Below are 16,177 nucleotides of genomic sequence, written 5' to 3' on the forward strand. Positions count from 1 at the left end.
GGCCCGGAACGCCCGGCTGCCAGGTGCTTCAATCTTGGGTGTGCGGTCCGGACGCGTCGCGCAGGCGTGCCGGGAACACCCCCATTGCCACACGGCGGACCCCGCGGGCCCGGTCGCCACGCACCGTTTCCCGGCGGGGCGCCGCGCGGCCCGGCGGCTCAGCGAGGAGCAGGAGTGGACAGTCGCAGCGGCATCGTCGACGAGCTGACGCGGGACCACCAGCGGATCCAGGACCTCTTCGACCGCATCCGGTCCGTCCGCCCGGACACCGGCGAGCGGTCGGCCCTGGTGGAGCAGGTCTGTGCGGAGCTGGTCCGCCACTCGGTCGTGGAGAAGGCCCATCTGTACCCGGCGGTGCGCCGGTACCTGCCGGACGGTGACCGGTGGGCGGAGCGCGAGCTGGCCGCGCACCAGGAGCTGGAGGAGCTGCTGGTGTCCCTGGAGGCCGCGGAGCCGGGCGGCGAGGAGTCCGGGCGGCTGCTGCTCGCGGTGGTCGCCCGGGCGACGGAGCACATCGTCGGGCAGGAGCAGCTGCTCTTCCCCCGCCTGCAGGCCCTGTGCCCCGCCGAGGCGCTGCGGGACCTCGGGGACAAGGCCCGGGCCACCGCGGCGTCCGCCCCCACCCGCCCCCGCTCCACCACCCCGGACTCGGCCCCCCTGGTCAAGCTCACCGCCCAGGTGTGGGGCCCCTGGGACCGCCTCCGCGACCTGACCACCCGCCGCGGACGCCGATGAGACGCCTCGCCTGACGGGACGGGACGGGACCGGGACGGCACGGCCCGCGCCCGGCGGGCCGTGTGCGAGAGGGCCGTGTGCGGGAGGGCCGTCGCGTGGGGGCGCCGCGGGCGGCGCCCCGCCGGGCGGGGGCCCGGCGGCCCGAGGCGGAAGGACGGTGGCCGATCCGCGCGTCGGTGGGCTCCGGGAGGGGTACTGCGGAGCTACGGACCGCAGTGCCTCTCCCCCAGGGGGGCCGGGTCGTCTCTTCGCGCTCCGCCGGGTGGGTGGCCGCGCGGTACGCCGGAGGTCACCGCCGTATCCCGCCGCAGTGCCGGATCCGAAGGAGTCCGCCCGTGAACGTCGATCGCGAACTCGCGCGGATAGAGAAACAGTTGGTGGCACAGGACCCGCTCCTGGCGTCGAAGCTCGAGACGTTCGAGCAGATCACCGCCCCGCGGCCGAGAGCCCCGGGCCGGCGGCACGTGTACCTGCTCGCCGCCGTCGTCATGACGCTGCTGGCCCTGACGACCGCGCTCGCCGCCGGCACGGCCGACGAACATCCCAGACCTCCGCAGGTGGTCCGGGAACACCCCCAGGGGCGCGGTTAGCGACGCGGTGACCGGTGCGGGCGCCGCCGGCCGGCCGACCGCGCGTTGCGGCCGGGCGTGCGCGCGTGCAGAGTGGCGGTCGTGAAGCGCCACGTGCCGCGGGTCCGGCAGGCGGTGCTCGGCCTGGAGCACCGGCTCGGCGCCTACGCCCTGGTCCGGCGCGGCCGCGACCTCGAGCTGATGCACCGGGCCATGGGGTTCGCCACCCTCTCCCTCGTCACCCTGGCGCCCCTGCTCATCGTCGTGGCCGCCGCCGATCCGCTGGGCGAGGGCGGCTTCGCCTCGTGGCTGGTCGACGGCATGGGGCTGTCCGGCCGCTCCGCCCGCGTGCTCACCGACATCATCACCCCGCCGGTCAAGGTGATCGGCACCACGAGCGTCTGGGGCGGCATCCTGCTCGCCGTGTTCGGCGTCTCCTTCGCGGGCAGCGTCCAGAACGGCTACGAACGGATCTGGGGCCTGCCGCCGGGACCGTGGCACCGGGTGTGGCGGCAGGTCACCTGGCTGGGGGTACTGACCGCGTACCTGTACCAGGAGGTGCTCAACGGGCACCAGTTCCACGGGCTGCCACGGATCGCGGTGTCCGCGACCACGGGGGCGCTGTTCTTCTGGTGGGGCCAGCACTTCCTGCTGGGCGGCCAGCTCCGCTGGCGGACGCTGCTGCCGGGCGCCGTGGCCACCATGATCGGACTGGGCGGTCTGCGCGTCTTCTCCTACCTGGTCTTCACCCCGCTCATCGTCGACAACGCGATCAGCTACGGCACCGTCGGCATCGTCCTCGTCGTCGAGTCATGGCTGACCGGGGTCGGTTTCGTCGTCTACGGCGGCGCGATGTTCGGCCGCTGGTTCTGCGAGCACCACTGGACGCGGCACCGGAGGTGAGGCGCGCCGGGCAGCGGACACGTTTGGTGACGCGAGCGCCGGGATACTCCGTGTCCGCCCAGCCCGTCCGAACCGCGGGGCGCCCGCAGCCCGGCTGCGCCGCCCCGGTGTTCCCGTCGCAGCCGAGGTCGGTCGCCGTGTCCTACGCCCCTGCCCGGTCCCGCTTCCTGCCTCTGCCGTGCCCGGGCGGCGCCGCACGGACCGGCCGCGCCGGTCCGCCCCGGCGCGCGCCGGGGCACCGCCCGGCCGACGGGCGGCCGACGGAGCCGGGCGAGTGCCGGTGAGCGCTCTGACGATCGTGCTGGCCCTGTTCGCGGCGCTGTCCAACGCCTCGGCCTCGGTGCTGCAGCGGCGGGCCGCGACGGACGAGTCCGCGAGCGGTTCGGGGCTGCGGCAGGCGGTGCGCTGGCTCGTGCGGGTGCTGCGGCGGCCGCACTGGCTCGCCGGTGCGGGGCTGCTGGCGCTGTCCACCGTGCTGCAGGCGGCGGCACTGGCCGTCGGCAGTCTGTCACTCGTCCAGCCGCTGCTGGCCAGCGAACTGCTGTTCACGCTGGCCGTCGGCAGCGTCGTCTTCCGCCGCCCGCCCGACCGGCGGACCTGGCTGGCGTTCGCCGCGCTCGCCGTGGGGCTCTCCCTCTTCCTCGGCGCGGCCTCGCCCTCCGAGGGCCGGACCACCGCCGAGCCGCACCTGTGGCTCCTGGTGGGCGCGGTGGTGCTCGGCGTGGTGGCCGCCGTGGTGGCCGTCTCACGGCTGGTGCGGGGTGCCGCGCGGGCGGCTCTGCTGGGGCTGGCGTCCGCGGTGTCGTTCGCCGCGACGGCGGCGCTGCTCAAGGAGGTCATGGGGCGGCTCGGGCAGGGCGTGGGCGCCGTCCTGACGCAGTGGCCCCCGTACGCGACCCTCGTGGTCGGCGCGCTCAGTTTCCTGCTGCTGCAGAGCGCGTTCCGCGCCGGGAGCCTGACCGCGTCCCAGCCCGCGCTCACCCTCGGCGACGCGCTGACCAGCGTGGCGCTGGGCTGGGTGCTGTTCCAGGAGTACATCGGGCTCGGGGTGCGGGTGGTGCCCGAGGCGATCGGGGTCGCCCTCATCGGAGCGGGCAGCGTGGGGCTGGCCCGCGCCACGGCCACCGACGGCGGCTGGGACACCACACCGGACGAGCGGGACGGGTCCGGCCCCGACGCCGAGCGGTCCGCCTCCCAGCGGTCCTGACCCGGACGCCACGGCCCCGCCCGCTCCCCGGCCCCTGACTCCCCGGCCCCCGGGCGAGCTTGCGCCGCCCCGCCGTGCAACAGCCGCGCGGCCGACAGGCCACCGCGGCGCGGCTGCCGGCCGTCACACCCCGCCCGGCAGCCCGGCCGTCAGGCCATGCCCGGCCGCCCGGCCGCGCATGGCGCATTCACTCCTGCGTCAGCAGGGCCTCGACCGCGGCGTGCAGTTCGGCGGGGGTGGTGCCGCCGACCGCGCGGACCACACCGCGGCCGTCGACGAGCACGTTCGTGGGCACCCCGCGGATCCCCAGGCGCGCCGCGTACTCACCCGTGCCGTCCAGGAGCACCGTGGCACCGATGTCCCAGACGGCGGCGAAGTTCGCGGCCTCCTGCCGGGGATCGGTGTTCTCCCAGACATTGATCATGACGACGTCCAGCCCGGACCGGGCCGTACGGCGGCGCAGCTCCTCCAGGACCGGCGCCTCCGCGTTGCACGGGCCTCACCAGCTGGCGAAGAAGTTGATCACATACTTGCGTTCGGCCCACTCCCGAGACGTCCGGATCCGGCCGCCGCGCAGGTCGGGCAGTTCGAACGCGGGCAGCGGCCGGCCCACCAGCGGGTGCACCGCGGGCTGTACGGGACCGGGCAGCCAGGGGCGGTCCACGAAGCTGAGGGTGCCGCTGCCCGCGTTGGACACCAGCAGGGCGCCGGAGACCGGGTCCAGGGCGCAGTCGCCGGGGGCGTTGCCCACGGTGATGCGGTGCGTCTCACGGCCGGTCGCGGTGTTCAGGACGCTCACCGTGCCCGCGCCCCGGTTGCAGACGTAGAGCCGCTCACGCGCCGCGTCCACGCACATGCCGACGGGTGCCCGCTCCACAGTCATCTCGTCGAGGACCGCGCCGGTGCCGAGCGAGATCCGGGTGACCGTGCCGTGCAGGGAGCTGGCCACGTAGAGGTGTCCGGCGGCCGGGTGGGCCACCGCCTTGCAGGGGCCCTCGCGCACGGCGATCCGCTCCAGCGGCCGCAGCGAGGCCGCGTCGAAGACGGTCAGGGAGCCCGCCATGAAGTTGGCGCAGTAGCCCCGGTCCCGCTCGGTGTCGACGGCGATGCTGCCCGCGCCGAGTTCCGCGGGCACGGTCCCGACCACTTCCAGGCGGTCGGCGTCGATCGCGGTGACCGTGCCGTCGGCGGTGTCGCCGGAGTAGACCCGGCGCAGCCCCGGATGGTGTCCGAGTCCGGCGGGATAGGCGCCGACCGGGAGCTGGGCGAGGCGGGCGCCGGTCGCGGCGTCGAGCACGGTCACCGTGTCGGAGCGCGCGTCCGCCGAGAAGATCCGCCCGCTCGGCCGGTCCAGGACGATCGGGATCGGCTCCCGTCCGACCTCGGCCCGCCACACGGGGCCGGCCCGGTCCCCGTCCAGCTCCAGGGCGACGACCGCGTTGCTGCGGGAGCACGCCACGTGGACACGCCGCCGGTCGGGGTCGACGACGACCGCCTCGGGGCCCTTGCCGACGGGGCGGTGGGCCCGTACGCGATGGGAGAGGTCGACGGAGCAGGCGGGCCCCTGCTCCGGCCGGTCGCGGTCCTCCATGTCTGAGGGGTGCACGGATGGAGGCGGGTTCAAACAGGACTCCACCCCTGACGGGACCAGGCGGGCCGTCCGGACAGCCCACCTGGGGTGTTCCGTTCCGGCGGGCCCCAGGTCCTGTCGTCGCCTTCCCGCCGTCGCCCGCAGGGCGGCCCCGCGGCGTCCGGTGCGTGCTGCCGGCGTGCCGGACGGAAGTCCACGTACTGGGCGTACCCAGGCTTTCGTCCGGTGCGGCGAGAGGGCGTGCCAGGCGTCGCGGGGCGGGCGGGAACGTGACCGCAGGGTCTAGGCCAGATGGGCCTCCAGTGCGGCGCGTACCCCGGACTCGACGGCGCCCTCGATCCAGGACGGCTTCACCGAGGTGTGGTCCCCGGCGAAGTGCAGCGGTCCCTCGGGGGCGCGGATGTGTCCGAGCAGTTCGGTGTGCTGGCCGGGCAGCAGTACGGACGCCTCGCCGTACGCGTACGGGTCGCGCAGCCAGCTCTGGGTGCGGCCGGCCCCGGTGTAGAACACCTCGATCCGCTGCCCGTACACCTGCTGCAGTCCGCGCAGGGCGTAGGGGTAGCGGGCCTCGTCCTCGAAGGAGTCCCAGCGGGAGGCGTCGTCGGCCCAGCTGTAGGAGGCCAGGACGACTCCGCCCTTGCTGCCCGGCACCGGGTGCGAGGGGTTGATCATGAAGCGGTTGGAGTTGTCGGAGACGGACCCGCCGCCGGTGATGTGCGCGGCCTCCGGCTGGTCGCGGCCGGCCCAGCGGGTGGCGGCGTAGTGGGCGCGCTGCGCCGGGCTGATGTGGCCGCGCGGCACCGAGGGGTGCGCCCCGAGCAGGCTGCCGTCGGCGGGGGCCTTCCCGCGCCGGTAGGCGTCGTGGAGTCCCGGGCGGACGGCGTCGAGTTCGCGCTTCCAGTCGGCCTCGGTCATCTCCCACCAGCGGCGGCTGAACTCCAGGAGCACCTTGGTCGCGCTGTCGTAGTGCAGTTCGGCGACGGCACGGCGTTTGCCGTACGACATCAGGGGGCTGATCTGCACCTGCCGCAGCCCGGAGAACGGCACGGTGACGACGGCCAGGTCGCCGGTGAACTGCTCGCGCACGACCTTGCCGTCGCGGCCTTCCGAGACGGTGTCGATCCACACGTGGGGGCCGTCCCGGCGTACGTGCGGGGTGTCGTCGGCACCGGACTCCCGCTGCCGGCCGGCGTCCCAGTACTCGATGCGGGTCGCGCGCCGGTCGCGGCGCAGCACGTCGGACACCTGGCGCAGCAGCGCGTCCGGGAGCGTCGCCGTGCCGCCGGTCAGCTCCCAGAAGGCGGTGTCGGGGCTGATCAGGGACTGGCTGATGAAGCTGTGGATGAAGGACAGCGGCAGCCGTGAGGTCAGGTTCTCCAGGGTGCCGATCAGATCGATGGTGTGCTCGTCGAAGCCGGCCTGCTCGGTCAGGAACCGGTACATCGACCAGTCGCCGTAGCGCTGCACGACCCTCGCCCAGCCCTGGACCCGCTCGGGCATGGGTTTGTCGACCCGTCTGCCGTCCGGTCCGACCGTGCTGAACTCGTCGCGTACGGGGTCGAGGGCGCCGGCGAGGATCTTCGAGGAGGGCGTGTCCCAGTACCTGCGGGGCACGCCGAAGGACTGGTTGATGCGGCGCGGGGACCTCGCGTAGTCGGAGCGGCGCACACGGATGCCGTTGACGTGCAGCCAGGCGTGGTTGACCGGCTTGCCGGAGGCGTCGACGTCGACGAGGTGGAACGGGCGCTTCTTCAGGCCGAGCCGGTCGATCAGGTGCATCACCAGGGGGTGACTGCCGGGGATGCGCATCGCGCCGGCCTCCGCGTACTGCCGCGGATCGGCGAACGGCTGCGCGGCGTGCTCATGGCCTCCGGTGCGGAAGGTCTTGATGCGCCCGCCGACGCGGTTGCCGTTGGCCTCCAGCAACGTCACGTGGTGTCCGGCGCGCTTGAGCAGCCAGGCGGCGACGAGCCCGGCCGGTCCGGCGCCCACGACCAGGATCTTCTTGGCCGCTTCGGCGCCGGTGCGGGGCAGGCCGGAGCCGAGGATCTTCTCGTACCCCGGTACGAGGGGCTTGTCGTGGGCGTCGACGACGAGCAGTGCGCGGGCGACGGCGAGGCAGGTGTCCCAGTCGGCGGTGGAGCGGGGCGCCGAGGGGGCTTGCCCCGGGACGGCCGGGGCGGCCGGTGCGGCGGATTGGGCGGGAGGTGCCGCGGTGGCGGGTTCGGCGGCGCCCAGGCCGAGGGCGCCGGCGCCGGCGGCCGTCCCGGCTGCGGTCGTGAACCGCCGCCGGGACAACGGGGGTTGGCTGGCTGCGGTGCGGAGTTCATGCATACGTCCTGGATAGGGCACCGCCGGAGTCCCCCGAGCGGAGATGATCACCGGTCACCTGAACGAGCGAGCGCGTCGGAGAACTCGCCCTCGCACACTGCTCATTCGAGAGGGTGCGCGCTTCCGTACGCCCCCGGGGCGCGCCCGGCGGCGGGCGCGAGCCGGTTTGTCTCCCGCAGTTCCTCGTCCAGGGTCACCTCGACGCCGCCCGCGCAGCGCGCCACCACGTTGTAGAGGAAGGTGCACAGCGTCGTGAAGGCGGTGACCAGCACGACGGTGCCGACGGCGCACACCGCCAGCCAACTCGCGGGCGGCCAGGGGTCCTGGCCCAGCAACCGCAACAGGATCCACACCGGGGGCATTGTGACGGCCGCGCACAGGACCAGTCCGACGGAGAGCAGGAAGCTCGACACCATCAGCGTCCAGGGTTCGGCGGTGTCCATGCGCATCCGCGCGTCCCGGACGTTCGGGGGCCACGGGAGGTCCCCGGCCGCCGGCCGGGTCTCTCCGTCCGTGCCGGCGGGCGCCGCCGTGCCCGCGCCGCCGGTGGGCGCGTCGGGGCCGGCGTCCCTGGGGGCGTCCGTGCGGGTGCCGGCGGGCGCGTCCGTGCCCGCCTCGCCGGTGGCCGCGTCCGTGCCGGTGCCCTCGCGGGTGTCCTCGGGGGCGTCGGCGTCCGCGATCGTGCGGGTCTCGGCGGCACCGCCGCCGGTCCCGGTGTCAGTGCCGGTCCCGGCACCGGTCCCTGTGCCGGTTCCCGTGCCGGTCCCGGTGGTTATGCCGGCGTCGGCGTCGGTGCGCCTGGGGCCTCGGCCCATGTCCGTCTCCTCCGCGGGGTCGCGTCACGCCACGGCGCCCGGCGGTGCCCGCCCCGCGCCGTGCCGGCGAAACGGGACGGGGCGGGGCTGAGCCGTGGGATCCGTGCGGTTCCGACGCTAAGCGCGGCGGCGGCGGCCCGCACGCGCGGTTCACCCGAACGGCCTCGTTGCTCCGGGACCGGGGACCGCTTCCAGACGGACGAAGGGGATCGACTCGCCCACCCGGCGGTAGCCGGCCTCACTGCCGTCCACGCGGAAGCCCATGAACGCGCACAGGCGGCGGGCCAGGCGGGGGTGCCGGGGGGCGTAGCGCACCATGAGGTCGCCGCCCTCCTGCGGCGGCAGGAAGCGCGCGGTGACACGGTGGCGGCGGTTGCCGACCTGGATCCACGTCTCCGGCCGTCGGCGCAGGTTCTGGTACCAGTCCGCCTCGGGCCCGAAGCCGGACACGATGGTCCAGCTTCCGCCTGCCGGGTCCCTCGTGACCACTTCGAGGACCACGGTGCGGTCCAGGCCCGACGTCCGCCCCGTGTGGTGCAGAAGAAGCATCCGCTGCCCGGACAACGGGCCCAGTCCCGCCCGGTACAGGCGCAGGGGCAGACGGGCGACGGCCCGCTGCCAGCCCGTGGGCGGCGGGCGGTGCCTGACCGGTTCGGGCCGCTCCCCCACGGCGGCGAGTCTATAAGAGCTGCGAACAGACATGGGCCCCGGCGGGCGGCGCCCGGCACGCGCCCTCGCCGCGTTGCCGGAAGACCCTGGCAGCTCCGCCACAAGGATGTTCCGGCGCCTTGCGACCGCACGCACCGCACACCGCCCGCCGACCGGAACCCACTTTCGTCCGCAGCTCTGAGAGCACACCGCCCGCCGACAGGGGTCAGCGCGGATGCCGGCAGCCCGGGCGGAGACCGACCATCCGCCAGATCCGCACCTCGCGGACGATCCCGGGCATCTCCCGGGCCAGCAGCGCCAGCACGAGTGCGCCGAGCACACCCGCCTCCGCCGCCAGTACCTGCCTGCCTGTCATCGGGGCTCCTTCCCTGCTTCGCCCGGCCCTTCCGGTCCCGCCCGCCTCGCGCTTCCCGCGCGCCCCGCGGTCATCCGGGCGAGATGTTGGGCATGATCTTCAGGATCGCGTTGTGCTTCTTCCAGTGGATGCCGGTGGAGCGGCGGGCGTCGGACGTTCCGTCCTCGTGGTGGCCCGGCTGGCGGGCGTAAGGGCCCTTGTTGCCCTCGTGCAGCCCGGCGACGTGGCCGGGGGTGTCGGGCCGCACATCGGGCCTGCCGACTCTGATCCTGCCCATGGTCCGCTCCTCACGGTCGCTCGGTCAGCTGCGCGAAGAAGTCGTCGACGGCGCCCCACACCCGGTCGCCCCCGGACAGGCCGCGCCATTCTCGGCGTACCACGGCGACGAGGCGGAAGCAGTCGTCGACGGGCACGATCCAGTGGTGCCGGGCGCCGCGCGCCGTGTGGACGAGCAGGGCCTCGACGCCGGGTTCCAGCGCCGCCAGCGCCGGACAGCCATCCGCCAGCCGCCGCCAGGCGCCGGGATCGGCCTCCCACCGGGTGGCGCCGGCGGGGCTGGGCCAGTGCCCGGCGGGGGTGCCGTCCCGGCCCACCACGAAGAACGCCAGACCGACCGGTGCCCCGAGCGCCGCGGTGTCCACCGGGGGCAGCCGCAGGCGCCGGGTCGGAACCGGCCGGTACCGCCCGCCGGCCGCCCCGTCGTCGACGAAGAGCAGCGAGCAGGCCCGGCAGGCGCACAGCAGGTCCTCGCCGCCGCCCCCGCCCGTGTCGAGCAGGTGCCGGTGGTCGTCGGCCACCGGCTCGCCGCACAGGTCGCAGCGTTCGGCGGTTTCCGCGCGCGCGTCGGCGGCACCGCGGATCAGGCGCGCCAGCGCACCGGTCATGTCCTGGGCTCCCGTTCCGTGCTCACGCACGCCAGTAGGGGTCGTAGCCGCTGGTCAGGCGGTCTTCGTTGTGCCGCCATCTCGGTTCCTTGTTGACGGCCATGCTGGTGATGCCGCGCATCCGCCGGATGAACGCGCCGTACGGCCTGATGAGGACGGCGGACAGGCTGCCGCCCGTGGGTTCGTCCATGAAGGGCATGAAGGCGTCGGGGAACCCGGGCATCGTGCAGCCGATGCAGATGCCGCCGACGTTGGGGCAGCCGCCCACGCCGCCCATCCAGCCGCGCTTGGGCACGTTGCAGTTGACCACCGGTCCCCAACAGCCCACCTTCACCTGGCACTTGGGCGAGTTGTAGTCCTTGGCGAAGTCGGCCTGCTCGTAGTAGGCGGCCCGGTCGCAGCCCTCGTGCACCGTCTTCCCGAACAGCCACTGCGGGCGCAGCATGTGGTCGAGCGGCGGGGGCGGCGCGGAACCCGCGGCGTGCTGGAGCACCCAGGTCAGGGTCTCCATGAAGTTCTCGGGCTGGATCGGGCAGCCGGGGACGTTCACGATGGGCAGGGCGCCCTGCGACCTGAAGTCCCAGCCGAGGTAGTCCGCGAGGCCCATGGCACCGGTCGGGTTGCCGGCCATCGCGTGGATGCCGCCGTACGTCGCGCAGGTGCCGGCCGCGACGACGGCCCAGGCCCGGGGCGCGAGCCGGTCGATCCACCAGTTGAGGGTGAGCGGTTCGCCGGTCTCCGGGTCGTTGCCGAACGAGGTCCAGTAGCCGTCGCCCTCGATGATGTTCTGGTTGGGGACCGAGCCCTCGATGACGAGGACGAACGGGGTCAGTTCGCCCCGGGCGGCGGCGCGGAAGGGGGCGAGGAAGTCCTCGCCGCCCAGGCTCGGCGAGAGCACCTTGTTGTACAGGTGCACCTTGGGCAGTCCGGGGACGAGTCCTAGCACGATGTCCTCGATCGCGGGCTGACCCGACGCCGTCATGGAGACGGTGTCGCCGTCGCAGCTCATGCCCTCGGAGATCCAGAGGATGTGGATCTCGTCGAAGCCGTGCCGTTCACCGGCGCCTTCGGGTGTCTGTCCTGTGCGGGTGGTGCCGCTCTGGGCAGTCATGTGCTCGGCCTCCCCTGGAGACGGTCACGGAGCCGGTCGTAGGCGGCGGCCACCGGAGCCACCGCCGTCAGGGCCGGGGGCCGGTCGGGCGCGTGCGGGTGCGGCCGGGTCGGGGCGCCCCGCTTGGCCTGGTCGAGCAGCCGGCCCAGTTCGTCCAGATCGCGCTGGGCGACGTGTTCGCGCAGTGCGGGCATCAGGTCCGTCTCCTGCGCTCGTACGTGTGCCTCGGCCTCCCGCCCGAGCCGGGCCATCAGGTCGCTCTCGCGCGGGGCCTCGGCGGGCAGTCTGTCCAGGGCCAGCAGCAGCTTCTTGACGGCCATGTCCTCGCCCAGGTGCTCGTCGGCCCGGCGCGCGCCGTCGGGCAGCGCCTTCCTGGCCAGCGGGTAGACCATCATCTCCTCGAGCGCGGCGTGCTTGGACAGTTCGCGGACCGTCAGCTCGATCACGCCCCTGCGCTGGGCCGGGGAGGCCGCGGCGTGGTAGTCGCGGAACAGTTGCTCGACCATCCGGTGGTCGTGCTGCAGCAGCTCGATCGCGTCCATCGCATCTTTCCTCGTCCGGGGCGGCGATCCGCGGCGGGGCGGGCGGGCTCGGGGGCCTGGGCGGACGCCGTCCGGAGCACGCGGGACGGTCCGTCCCTGCCCCAGGCTCACACAGGTCGCCGCTGACCGCGCGTTCTGCGCGGGCGGTCCCGTGCGCGCGGCACGCGCCGCCGCCCGCCCCGGCGGCACGGCCCGGTGACCCGGGTGTTTCCCCGCCCTGTGCGGTGGCACCCGGACACCTCGGCCAGGAGGGCAGGAGACGCGTGAGGGGGCGCGGGCCTCGGACGGACAGGAGACGCGGACATGGGAACACCGGGTGAGGGCGCCGCGGGCGCGGGCCGGATGGGTGACGCTGCGGCCCGGCTCGGCCAGGACGCCGCGGAACTGGCGCGGGACGAGGTCAGGGCCGTACGGGACGATCTCATGGCCGGTCTGCGCGCGTTCGGGGCGGGCGGTGCGCTGGCCGCCGGTTCCGGGCTGTGCGGGCTGCTGGCGCTGTGGTCGGCGCACGAGGCCGTGCTGCGGAGCCTGGCGGCGGTCATGCCGCGGGGCAGGGCCGCGGCCCTGCTCGCCTGCGTCTACGGGTCCGGCGCCGCCGCTCTGGCGCTGGCGGCCCGCAACCGGGTGAACGCCGCCGCCCACGCGGCCGCCGAGGCGCTGGAGAAGGACGCCGACGACCGGCGCTCCACGACGGCGCCCCGGGGCACCGGTCCATCGGCCGGCACCGATCCGGCGTCCGGCCCGGATCCGACGCCCGGGCCCGAGGCCCCCGATCCCGGTGCGTGAGCCGCAGGTACGTCCCCGCGCCCGAACCGCGCCGACCCGCCACGCCTGGCGAGGCCCGCGCGCTCCCTGCGCCTGAGCCGCCGTCAGCACCCGCGAAGCGCCTCGCACCCGCCCGCCCGGACCGGCGCACCCCTCCTCCCGGACCGCCGGTACCGGCGGGTGCCGCCCGCACCGCCCGTACCGGCCCGCGCCGCACCCGCACCGTGCCCGCCAGCCCGCGCCGGAGCGCACCGTCCGTACCAGCGCGCCGCGCCTCCACCGCCGATCACCGGCGCGCGCCGGCCGCCTCACACCTCGTGTTCCGGCCAGCCGAGGAGGCGGGCGCCGATCACCGCGGTCTGCAAGGTGTAGCGGTGCACGGGGTCGGCAGGGTCGGCGCCGGTCAGTTTGCGGATGCGTTCCAGCCGGTAGGTGAAGGCCCGGACGCTGAGGCTGAGGCGGCGCGCCGCCTCGGCGGCCGTACAGCCCGCGTCGAAGTACGCGGTGAGCGTGTCCAGCAGGGGCTGGGCACCGCCGCGGGCGGCGCGGAGCGGGCCGAGCGTGTCGCGGACGAGGTCGGCCATGGCCTGCCGGTCGCGGGTGAGGACGGGGTAGACGAGGAGGTCCGCCGCCCGCAGCACCGGTTCCCGGAGTTCGAGGCGGTGGGCGAGGTCGAGGGCGTTGAGGGCCTCCTCGTAGGAGTGGACCACTCCCCCGGCGCCGGGGTGCGGACGGCCGATGGCGACCCTGCCGCCGTCCGTGGCCGCGTAGGCGTGCTTGGCGAAGAACGCCAGCACGTCGTCCTGGTCGCCCGGGGCGACGCAGACGAGCCGGCCGTCCTTGGTGGTGAGCAGCACCCGGCGTTCACCGAACCGGGCGAGCAGCGAGGTCTCCACGTGCCGGGTGGCCGGGTGCGTGTCGTCGACGGGCTCGGTGCCCTGGGCGACCGCGACCGCGTGGGCGCGGGAGAAGAGCAGTCCGTAGCGTTCGGCGCGTTCCGCGAGCCGGCCGAGGTCGCTGCGGCCGTAAAGCAGGTCGTCGATGAACTCGCGGCGCGCCGCTTCCTCCTGGCGCATGGCGAGTCTCTGGGCGCGTTCGTGGCCCTCGGCGAAGGCGTCCATGGCCTGTTCGACGGCGGCCAGGACCCGGTCCACGCCGGCGGTCTGCAAGGCGGCGGAGACCGTGCGGGTCTCGGCCAGGTGCCGGTGGACGAGCCGGCGCAGGCCGTGCCCGGCCTCGGCCGCCCGCTCGCCCTGGGCGCGCAGCAGCGCCAGTTCGTCGCGGGTGAGGCGGCGGCCGGTGGCGCACACGTCGGCCAGGATCCGGGTGTAGCCCCTCAGATATGCCTCGGGCAGCTCTGGCCGTGTCACGGACCCTCCCCAGCCTTGATCGGACAGCCTTGATCGGCAGCCTCGATCGGCCGCTGACGTTTTCTAACCCACGGCGAACAGCAGTGCCAAACCCCGCCTCCCCCGCGCGGGCCCGGCCCCTCCCGCCGCGCCCTGCCGCCCGGTCGCGGACCTCACGGACGCCGCCGGACACCCCCTGAAGGGCCGGATCTCCGTCGGGTTAGCATATGAGCGCTGCCTAGCTCGAAAGAGAAACCTGTGACTGTCAACGACGACTCGTTCACCAACTGGAAGCACCGCGAGGAGATCGCGGAGTCGATGATCCCGATGATCGGGAAGCTGCACCGGGAGCGGGACGTGAACGTCCTGCTGCACAGCCGCTCCCTGGTGAACAAGTCGGTGGTGAGCATCCTCAAGACCCATCGGTTCGCCCGGCAGATCGCCGGCGAGGAGCTGTCGGTCACCGAGACGCTGCCCTTCCTCGAGGCCCTCACCGCGTTGGACCTCGGCCCCTCGCAGATCGACATCGGCATGCTGGCGGCGACGTACAAGGCCGACGACCGGGGCCTGTCCGTGGCCGAGTTCACGGCCGAGGCGGTCGCGGGCGCGACCGGCGCGGGCAAGGCCGAGCGCCGCGAGGGACGCGACGTCGTCCTCTACGGCTTCGGCCGCATCGGCCGCCTGGTCGCCCGGCTGCTCATCGAGAAGGCGGGCTCGGGCAACGGGCTCAGGCTGCGCGCGATCGTCGTCCGCGGCGGCGGTGAGCAGGACATCGTCAAGCGTGCCTCGCTGCTGCGCCGCGACTCCATCCACGGTCAGTTCCAGGGCACCATCACGGTCGACGAGGCGAACAGCACGATCCTCGCCAACGGCAACGCCATCAAGGTGATCTACGCCGACGACCCCTCGTCGGTGGACTACACGGCGTACGGCATCAAGGACGCCATCCTCATCGACAACACGGGCAAGTGGCGCGACCGCGCGGGCCTGTCGAAGCACCTGCGTCCCGGGATCGAGAAGGTCGTCCTGACGGCGCCGGGCAAGGGCGACGTCCCCAACATCGTGCACGGCGTCAACCACGACACCCTCAAGCCGGACGAGCGGATCCTGTCCTGCGCCTCGTGCACGACGAACGCCATCGTCCCGCCGCTGAAGGCGATGGACGACGAGTTCGGCGTGGAGAGCGGTCACGTGGAGACCGTCCACTCCTTCACCAACGACCAGAACCTGCTGGACAACTACCACCGGTCCGAGCGGCGCGGCCGCAGTGCGCCGCTCAACATGGTCATCACCGAGACCGGTGCCGCCTCCGCCGTGGCCAAGGCGCTGCCCGACCTGAAGGCGCGGATCACCGGCAGTTCGATCCGGGTGCCGGTGCCGGACGTCTCCATCGCGATCCTCAACCTGCGGCTGCGGCGCGAGACCAGCCGCGCGGAGGTCCTCGACCACCTCCGCGAGGTCTCCCTCACCTCGCCGCTCAGGCGGCAGATCGACTTCATCAGCGCGCCCGACGCTGTCTCCAGCGACTTCATCGGCTCGCGCCACGCCTCGATCCTGGACGCGGGCGCCACCAAGGTCGAGGGCGACAACGCCATCCTCTACCTCTGGTACGACAACGAGTTCGGCTACTCCTGCCAGGTCATCCGGGTCGTCCAGCACGTCTCCGGGGTCGAGTACCCGACCTACCCGGCGCCCGCCCTCTGACCGGCGCGCCCGCTGCGCCGGGCGGCCCGGCACCTCCTCGCACATCTGCGGGAGGTGCCGGGCCGTCCCGGTGCCGACGGCGGGCACCCGCCCGGTGCGCGGCGCGGGCGGTGTGTGAGACTGCGGCCATGATCCGTGCCGCGACCCTCGCCGACGTGCCCGTCATCCACGCCCTGATCCGCGATCTGGCCGAGTACGAGAAGGCGCTCGACGAGGCGCGGGCCACGCCGGAGCAGCTCGCCGAGGCACTGTTCGGGGACCGCCCCGCGGCCTACGCGCACGTCGCCGAGGACGCGGACGGCGAGATCGTGGGCTTCGCGCTGTGGTTCCTCAACTTCTCCACCTGGCGCGGCGTGCACGGCATCTACCTGGAGGACCTGTACGTACGGCCGCAGGCCCGCGGCGGCGGCCACGGCAAGGCCCTGCTGACCGAACTGGCCCGCATCTGCGTCGCGCGCGGCTACGAGCGCCTGGAGTGGTCGGTCCTGAACTGGAACCGCCCGTCGATCGACTTCTACGAGTCCCTGGGCGCCCGCCCGCAGGACGAGTGGACGGTGTACCGGCTGACGGACGACGCGCTGGCCGCGCTGGGCCGGCCGCGGTAGCGGGCGCTCCGGCGCGGTCGTCCCGGGCGGCGCGACAAGGCG

Annotated in this window: 17 protein-coding genes and 1 pseudogene; 7 read left to right on the top strand and 11 right to left on the bottom strand. The window is 74.2% G+C overall.

The features are described 5' to 3' along the window. The first annotated feature begins 174 nt into the window (after positions 1 to 174). From IG64_RS12635 to IG64_RS12650, 4 genes are all read left to right on the top strand, one after another. Positions 175 to 735, top strand: a complete 561-nt coding sequence (locus IG64_RS12635; protein WP_037855111.1) for a hemerythrin domain-containing protein — start codon at positions 175 to 177, stop codon at positions 733 to 735. 335 nt (positions 736 to 1,070) lie between these two features. Further along, positions 1,071 to 1,325 (top strand): DUF3040 domain-containing protein, encoded by a 255-nt coding sequence (locus tag IG64_RS41135; RefSeq protein WP_037855112.1) that lies wholly within the window; start codon positions 1,071 to 1,073, stop codon positions 1,323 to 1,325. Positions 1,326 to 1,406: 81 nt separating this feature from the next. Continuing rightward, positions 1,407 to 2,207 (top strand): ribonuclease BN, encoded by an 801-nt coding sequence (locus IG64_RS12645; RefSeq protein WP_420709918.1) that lies wholly within the window; start codon positions 1,407 to 1,409, stop codon positions 2,205 to 2,207. 280 nt (positions 2,208 to 2,487) lie between these two features. Next, positions 2,488 to 3,414: a DMT family transporter gene (locus IG64_RS12650; RefSeq protein WP_037855192.1), complete on the top strand. Its 927-nt coding sequence runs from the start codon at positions 2,488 to 2,490 to the stop codon at positions 3,412 to 3,414. 187 nt (positions 3,415 to 3,601) lie between these two features. Here IG64_RS12650 and IG64_RS12655 read toward each other — a convergent pair. The 10 genes and pseudogenes from IG64_RS12655 to IG64_RS12695 all read right to left on the bottom strand — a co-directional run. After that, positions 3,602 to 3,901, bottom strand: a pseudogene (locus IG64_RS12655) (TlpA family protein disulfide reductase); the annotation flags it as partial. A 12-nt stretch (positions 3,902 to 3,913) separates the two neighbouring features. After that, the gene (locus IG64_RS12660) at positions 3,914 to 5,005 is read right to left on the bottom strand and encodes a hypothetical protein (protein ID WP_037855114.1); all 1,092 of its coding nucleotides are present in this window, start codon (positions 5,003 to 5,005) and stop codon (positions 3,914 to 3,916) included. A gap of 282 nt (positions 5,006 to 5,287) precedes the next feature. After that, a complete protein-coding gene (locus IG64_RS12665; protein WP_051812765.1) occupies positions 5,288 to 7,339 on the bottom strand; it encodes a flavin monoamine oxidase family protein in 2,052 nt (683 codons plus the stop codon). 98 nt (positions 7,340 to 7,437) lie between these two features. Further along, positions 7,438 to 8,151 carry a DUF3566 domain-containing protein gene (locus IG64_RS12670; protein WP_037855115.1) on the bottom strand — a complete coding sequence of 238 codons (714 nt, stop codon included), beginning with the start codon at positions 8,149 to 8,151 and terminating at the stop codon, positions 7,438 to 7,440. 150 nt (positions 8,152 to 8,301) lie between these two features. Next, positions 8,302 to 8,820, bottom strand: coding sequence for a nitroreductase family deazaflavin-dependent oxidoreductase (locus IG64_RS12675; RefSeq protein WP_037855116.1), 519 nt, complete (start codon positions 8,818 to 8,820; stop codon positions 8,302 to 8,304). A 205-nt stretch (positions 8,821 to 9,025) separates the two neighbouring features. After that, positions 9,026 to 9,175, bottom strand: a complete 150-nt coding sequence (locus IG64_RS41570; protein ID WP_199811579.1) for a hypothetical protein — start codon at positions 9,173 to 9,175, stop codon at positions 9,026 to 9,028. Between the two features lie 70 nt (positions 9,176 to 9,245). Further along, a complete protein-coding gene (locus IG64_RS12680; RefSeq protein ID WP_037855117.1) occupies positions 9,246 to 9,452 on the bottom strand; it encodes a hypothetical protein in 207 nt (68 codons plus the stop codon). Positions 9,453 to 9,462: 10 nt separating this feature from the next. After that, positions 9,463 to 10,059 (bottom strand): DUF5947 family protein, encoded by a 597-nt coding sequence (locus IG64_RS12685; protein ID WP_037855118.1) that lies wholly within the window; start codon positions 10,057 to 10,059, stop codon positions 9,463 to 9,465. Between the two features lie 22 nt (positions 10,060 to 10,081). Further along, positions 10,082 to 11,170 carry a hydrogenase expression protein HypE gene (locus IG64_RS12690; RefSeq protein WP_037855120.1) on the bottom strand — a complete coding sequence of 363 codons (1,089 nt, stop codon included), beginning with the start codon at positions 11,168 to 11,170 and terminating at the stop codon, positions 10,082 to 10,084. Further along, positions 11,167 to 11,712 (bottom strand): hemerythrin domain-containing protein, encoded by a 546-nt coding sequence (locus IG64_RS12695; protein WP_037855121.1) that lies wholly within the window; start codon positions 11,710 to 11,712, stop codon positions 11,167 to 11,169. The genes IG64_RS12690 and IG64_RS12695 overlap by 4 nt, the downstream gene beginning before the upstream one ends. A gap of 303 nt (positions 11,713 to 12,015) precedes the next feature. Here IG64_RS12695 and IG64_RS12700 point away from each other — a divergent pair, with 303 nt between their 5' ends. Further along, complete coding sequence (locus IG64_RS12700) at positions 12,016 to 12,498, top strand: phage holin family protein (RefSeq protein ID WP_037855123.1); 483 nt, start codon at positions 12,016 to 12,018, stop codon at positions 12,496 to 12,498. Positions 12,499 to 12,785: 287 nt separating this feature from the next. Here IG64_RS12700 and IG64_RS12705 read toward each other — a convergent pair whose 3' ends face one another. Continuing rightward, entirely contained in the window at positions 12,786 to 13,847 is a 1,062-nt protein-coding gene (locus IG64_RS12705; protein ID WP_037855124.1) for a PucR family transcriptional regulator, read from the bottom strand. A 237-nt stretch (positions 13,848 to 14,084) separates the two neighbouring features. Between IG64_RS12705 and IG64_RS12710 the strand changes: the two genes are divergently transcribed. Next, the gene (locus tag IG64_RS12710) at positions 14,085 to 15,530 is read left to right on the top strand and encodes a glyceraldehyde-3-phosphate dehydrogenase (protein WP_037855125.1); all 1,446 of its coding nucleotides are present in this window, start codon (positions 14,085 to 14,087) and stop codon (positions 15,528 to 15,530) included. Positions 15,531 to 15,658: 128 nt separating this feature from the next. Beyond that, entirely contained in the window at positions 15,659 to 16,135 is a 477-nt protein-coding gene (locus IG64_RS12715) for a GNAT family N-acetyltransferase (RefSeq protein WP_037855126.1), read from the top strand. Positions 16,136 to 16,177: the final 42 nt, after the last annotated feature.

It is taken from the genome of Streptomyces sp. NRRL S-340 (genome assembly GCF_000720185.1).
Taxonomy (GTDB): domain Bacteria; phylum Actinomycetota; class Actinomycetes; order Streptomycetales; family Streptomycetaceae; genus Streptomyces.

Coding starts and splice junctions, on each gene's coding strand:
- IG64_RS12660 (WP_037855114.1), bottom strand. CDS start 5,005: ATGGAGGACCGCGACCGGCCGGAGCAGGGGCCCGCCTGCTCCGTCGAC.
- IG64_RS12665 (WP_051812765.1), bottom strand. CDS start 7,339: ATGCATGAACTCCGCACCGCAGCCAGCCAACCCCCGTTGTCCCGGCGG.
- IG64_RS12695 (WP_037855121.1), bottom strand. CDS start 11,712: ATGGACGCGATCGAGCTGCTGCAGCACGACCACCGGATGGTCGAGCAA.
- IG64_RS12680 (WP_037855117.1), bottom strand. CDS start 9,452: ATGGGCAGGATCAGAGTCGGCAGGCCCGATGTGCGGCCCGACACCCCC.
- IG64_RS12685 (WP_037855118.1), bottom strand. CDS start 10,059: ATGACCGGTGCGCTGGCGCGCCTGATCCGCGGTGCCGCCGACGCGCGC.
- IG64_RS12690 (WP_037855120.1), bottom strand. CDS start 11,170: ATGACTGCCCAGAGCGGCACCACCCGCACAGGACAGACACCCGAAGGC.
- IG64_RS41570 (WP_199811579.1), bottom strand. CDS start 9,175: ATGACAGGCAGGCAGGTACTGGCGGCGGAGGCGGGTGTGCTCGGCGCA.
- IG64_RS12700 (WP_037855123.1), top strand. CDS start 12,016: ATGGGAACACCGGGTGAGGGCGCCGCGGGCGCGGGCCGGATGGGTGAC.
- IG64_RS12715 (WP_037855126.1), top strand. CDS start 15,659: ATGATCCGTGCCGCGACCCTCGCCGACGTGCCCGTCATCCACGCCCTG.
- IG64_RS12670 (WP_037855115.1), bottom strand. CDS start 8,151: ATGGGCCGAGGCCCCAGGCGCACCGACGCCGACGCCGGCATAACCACC.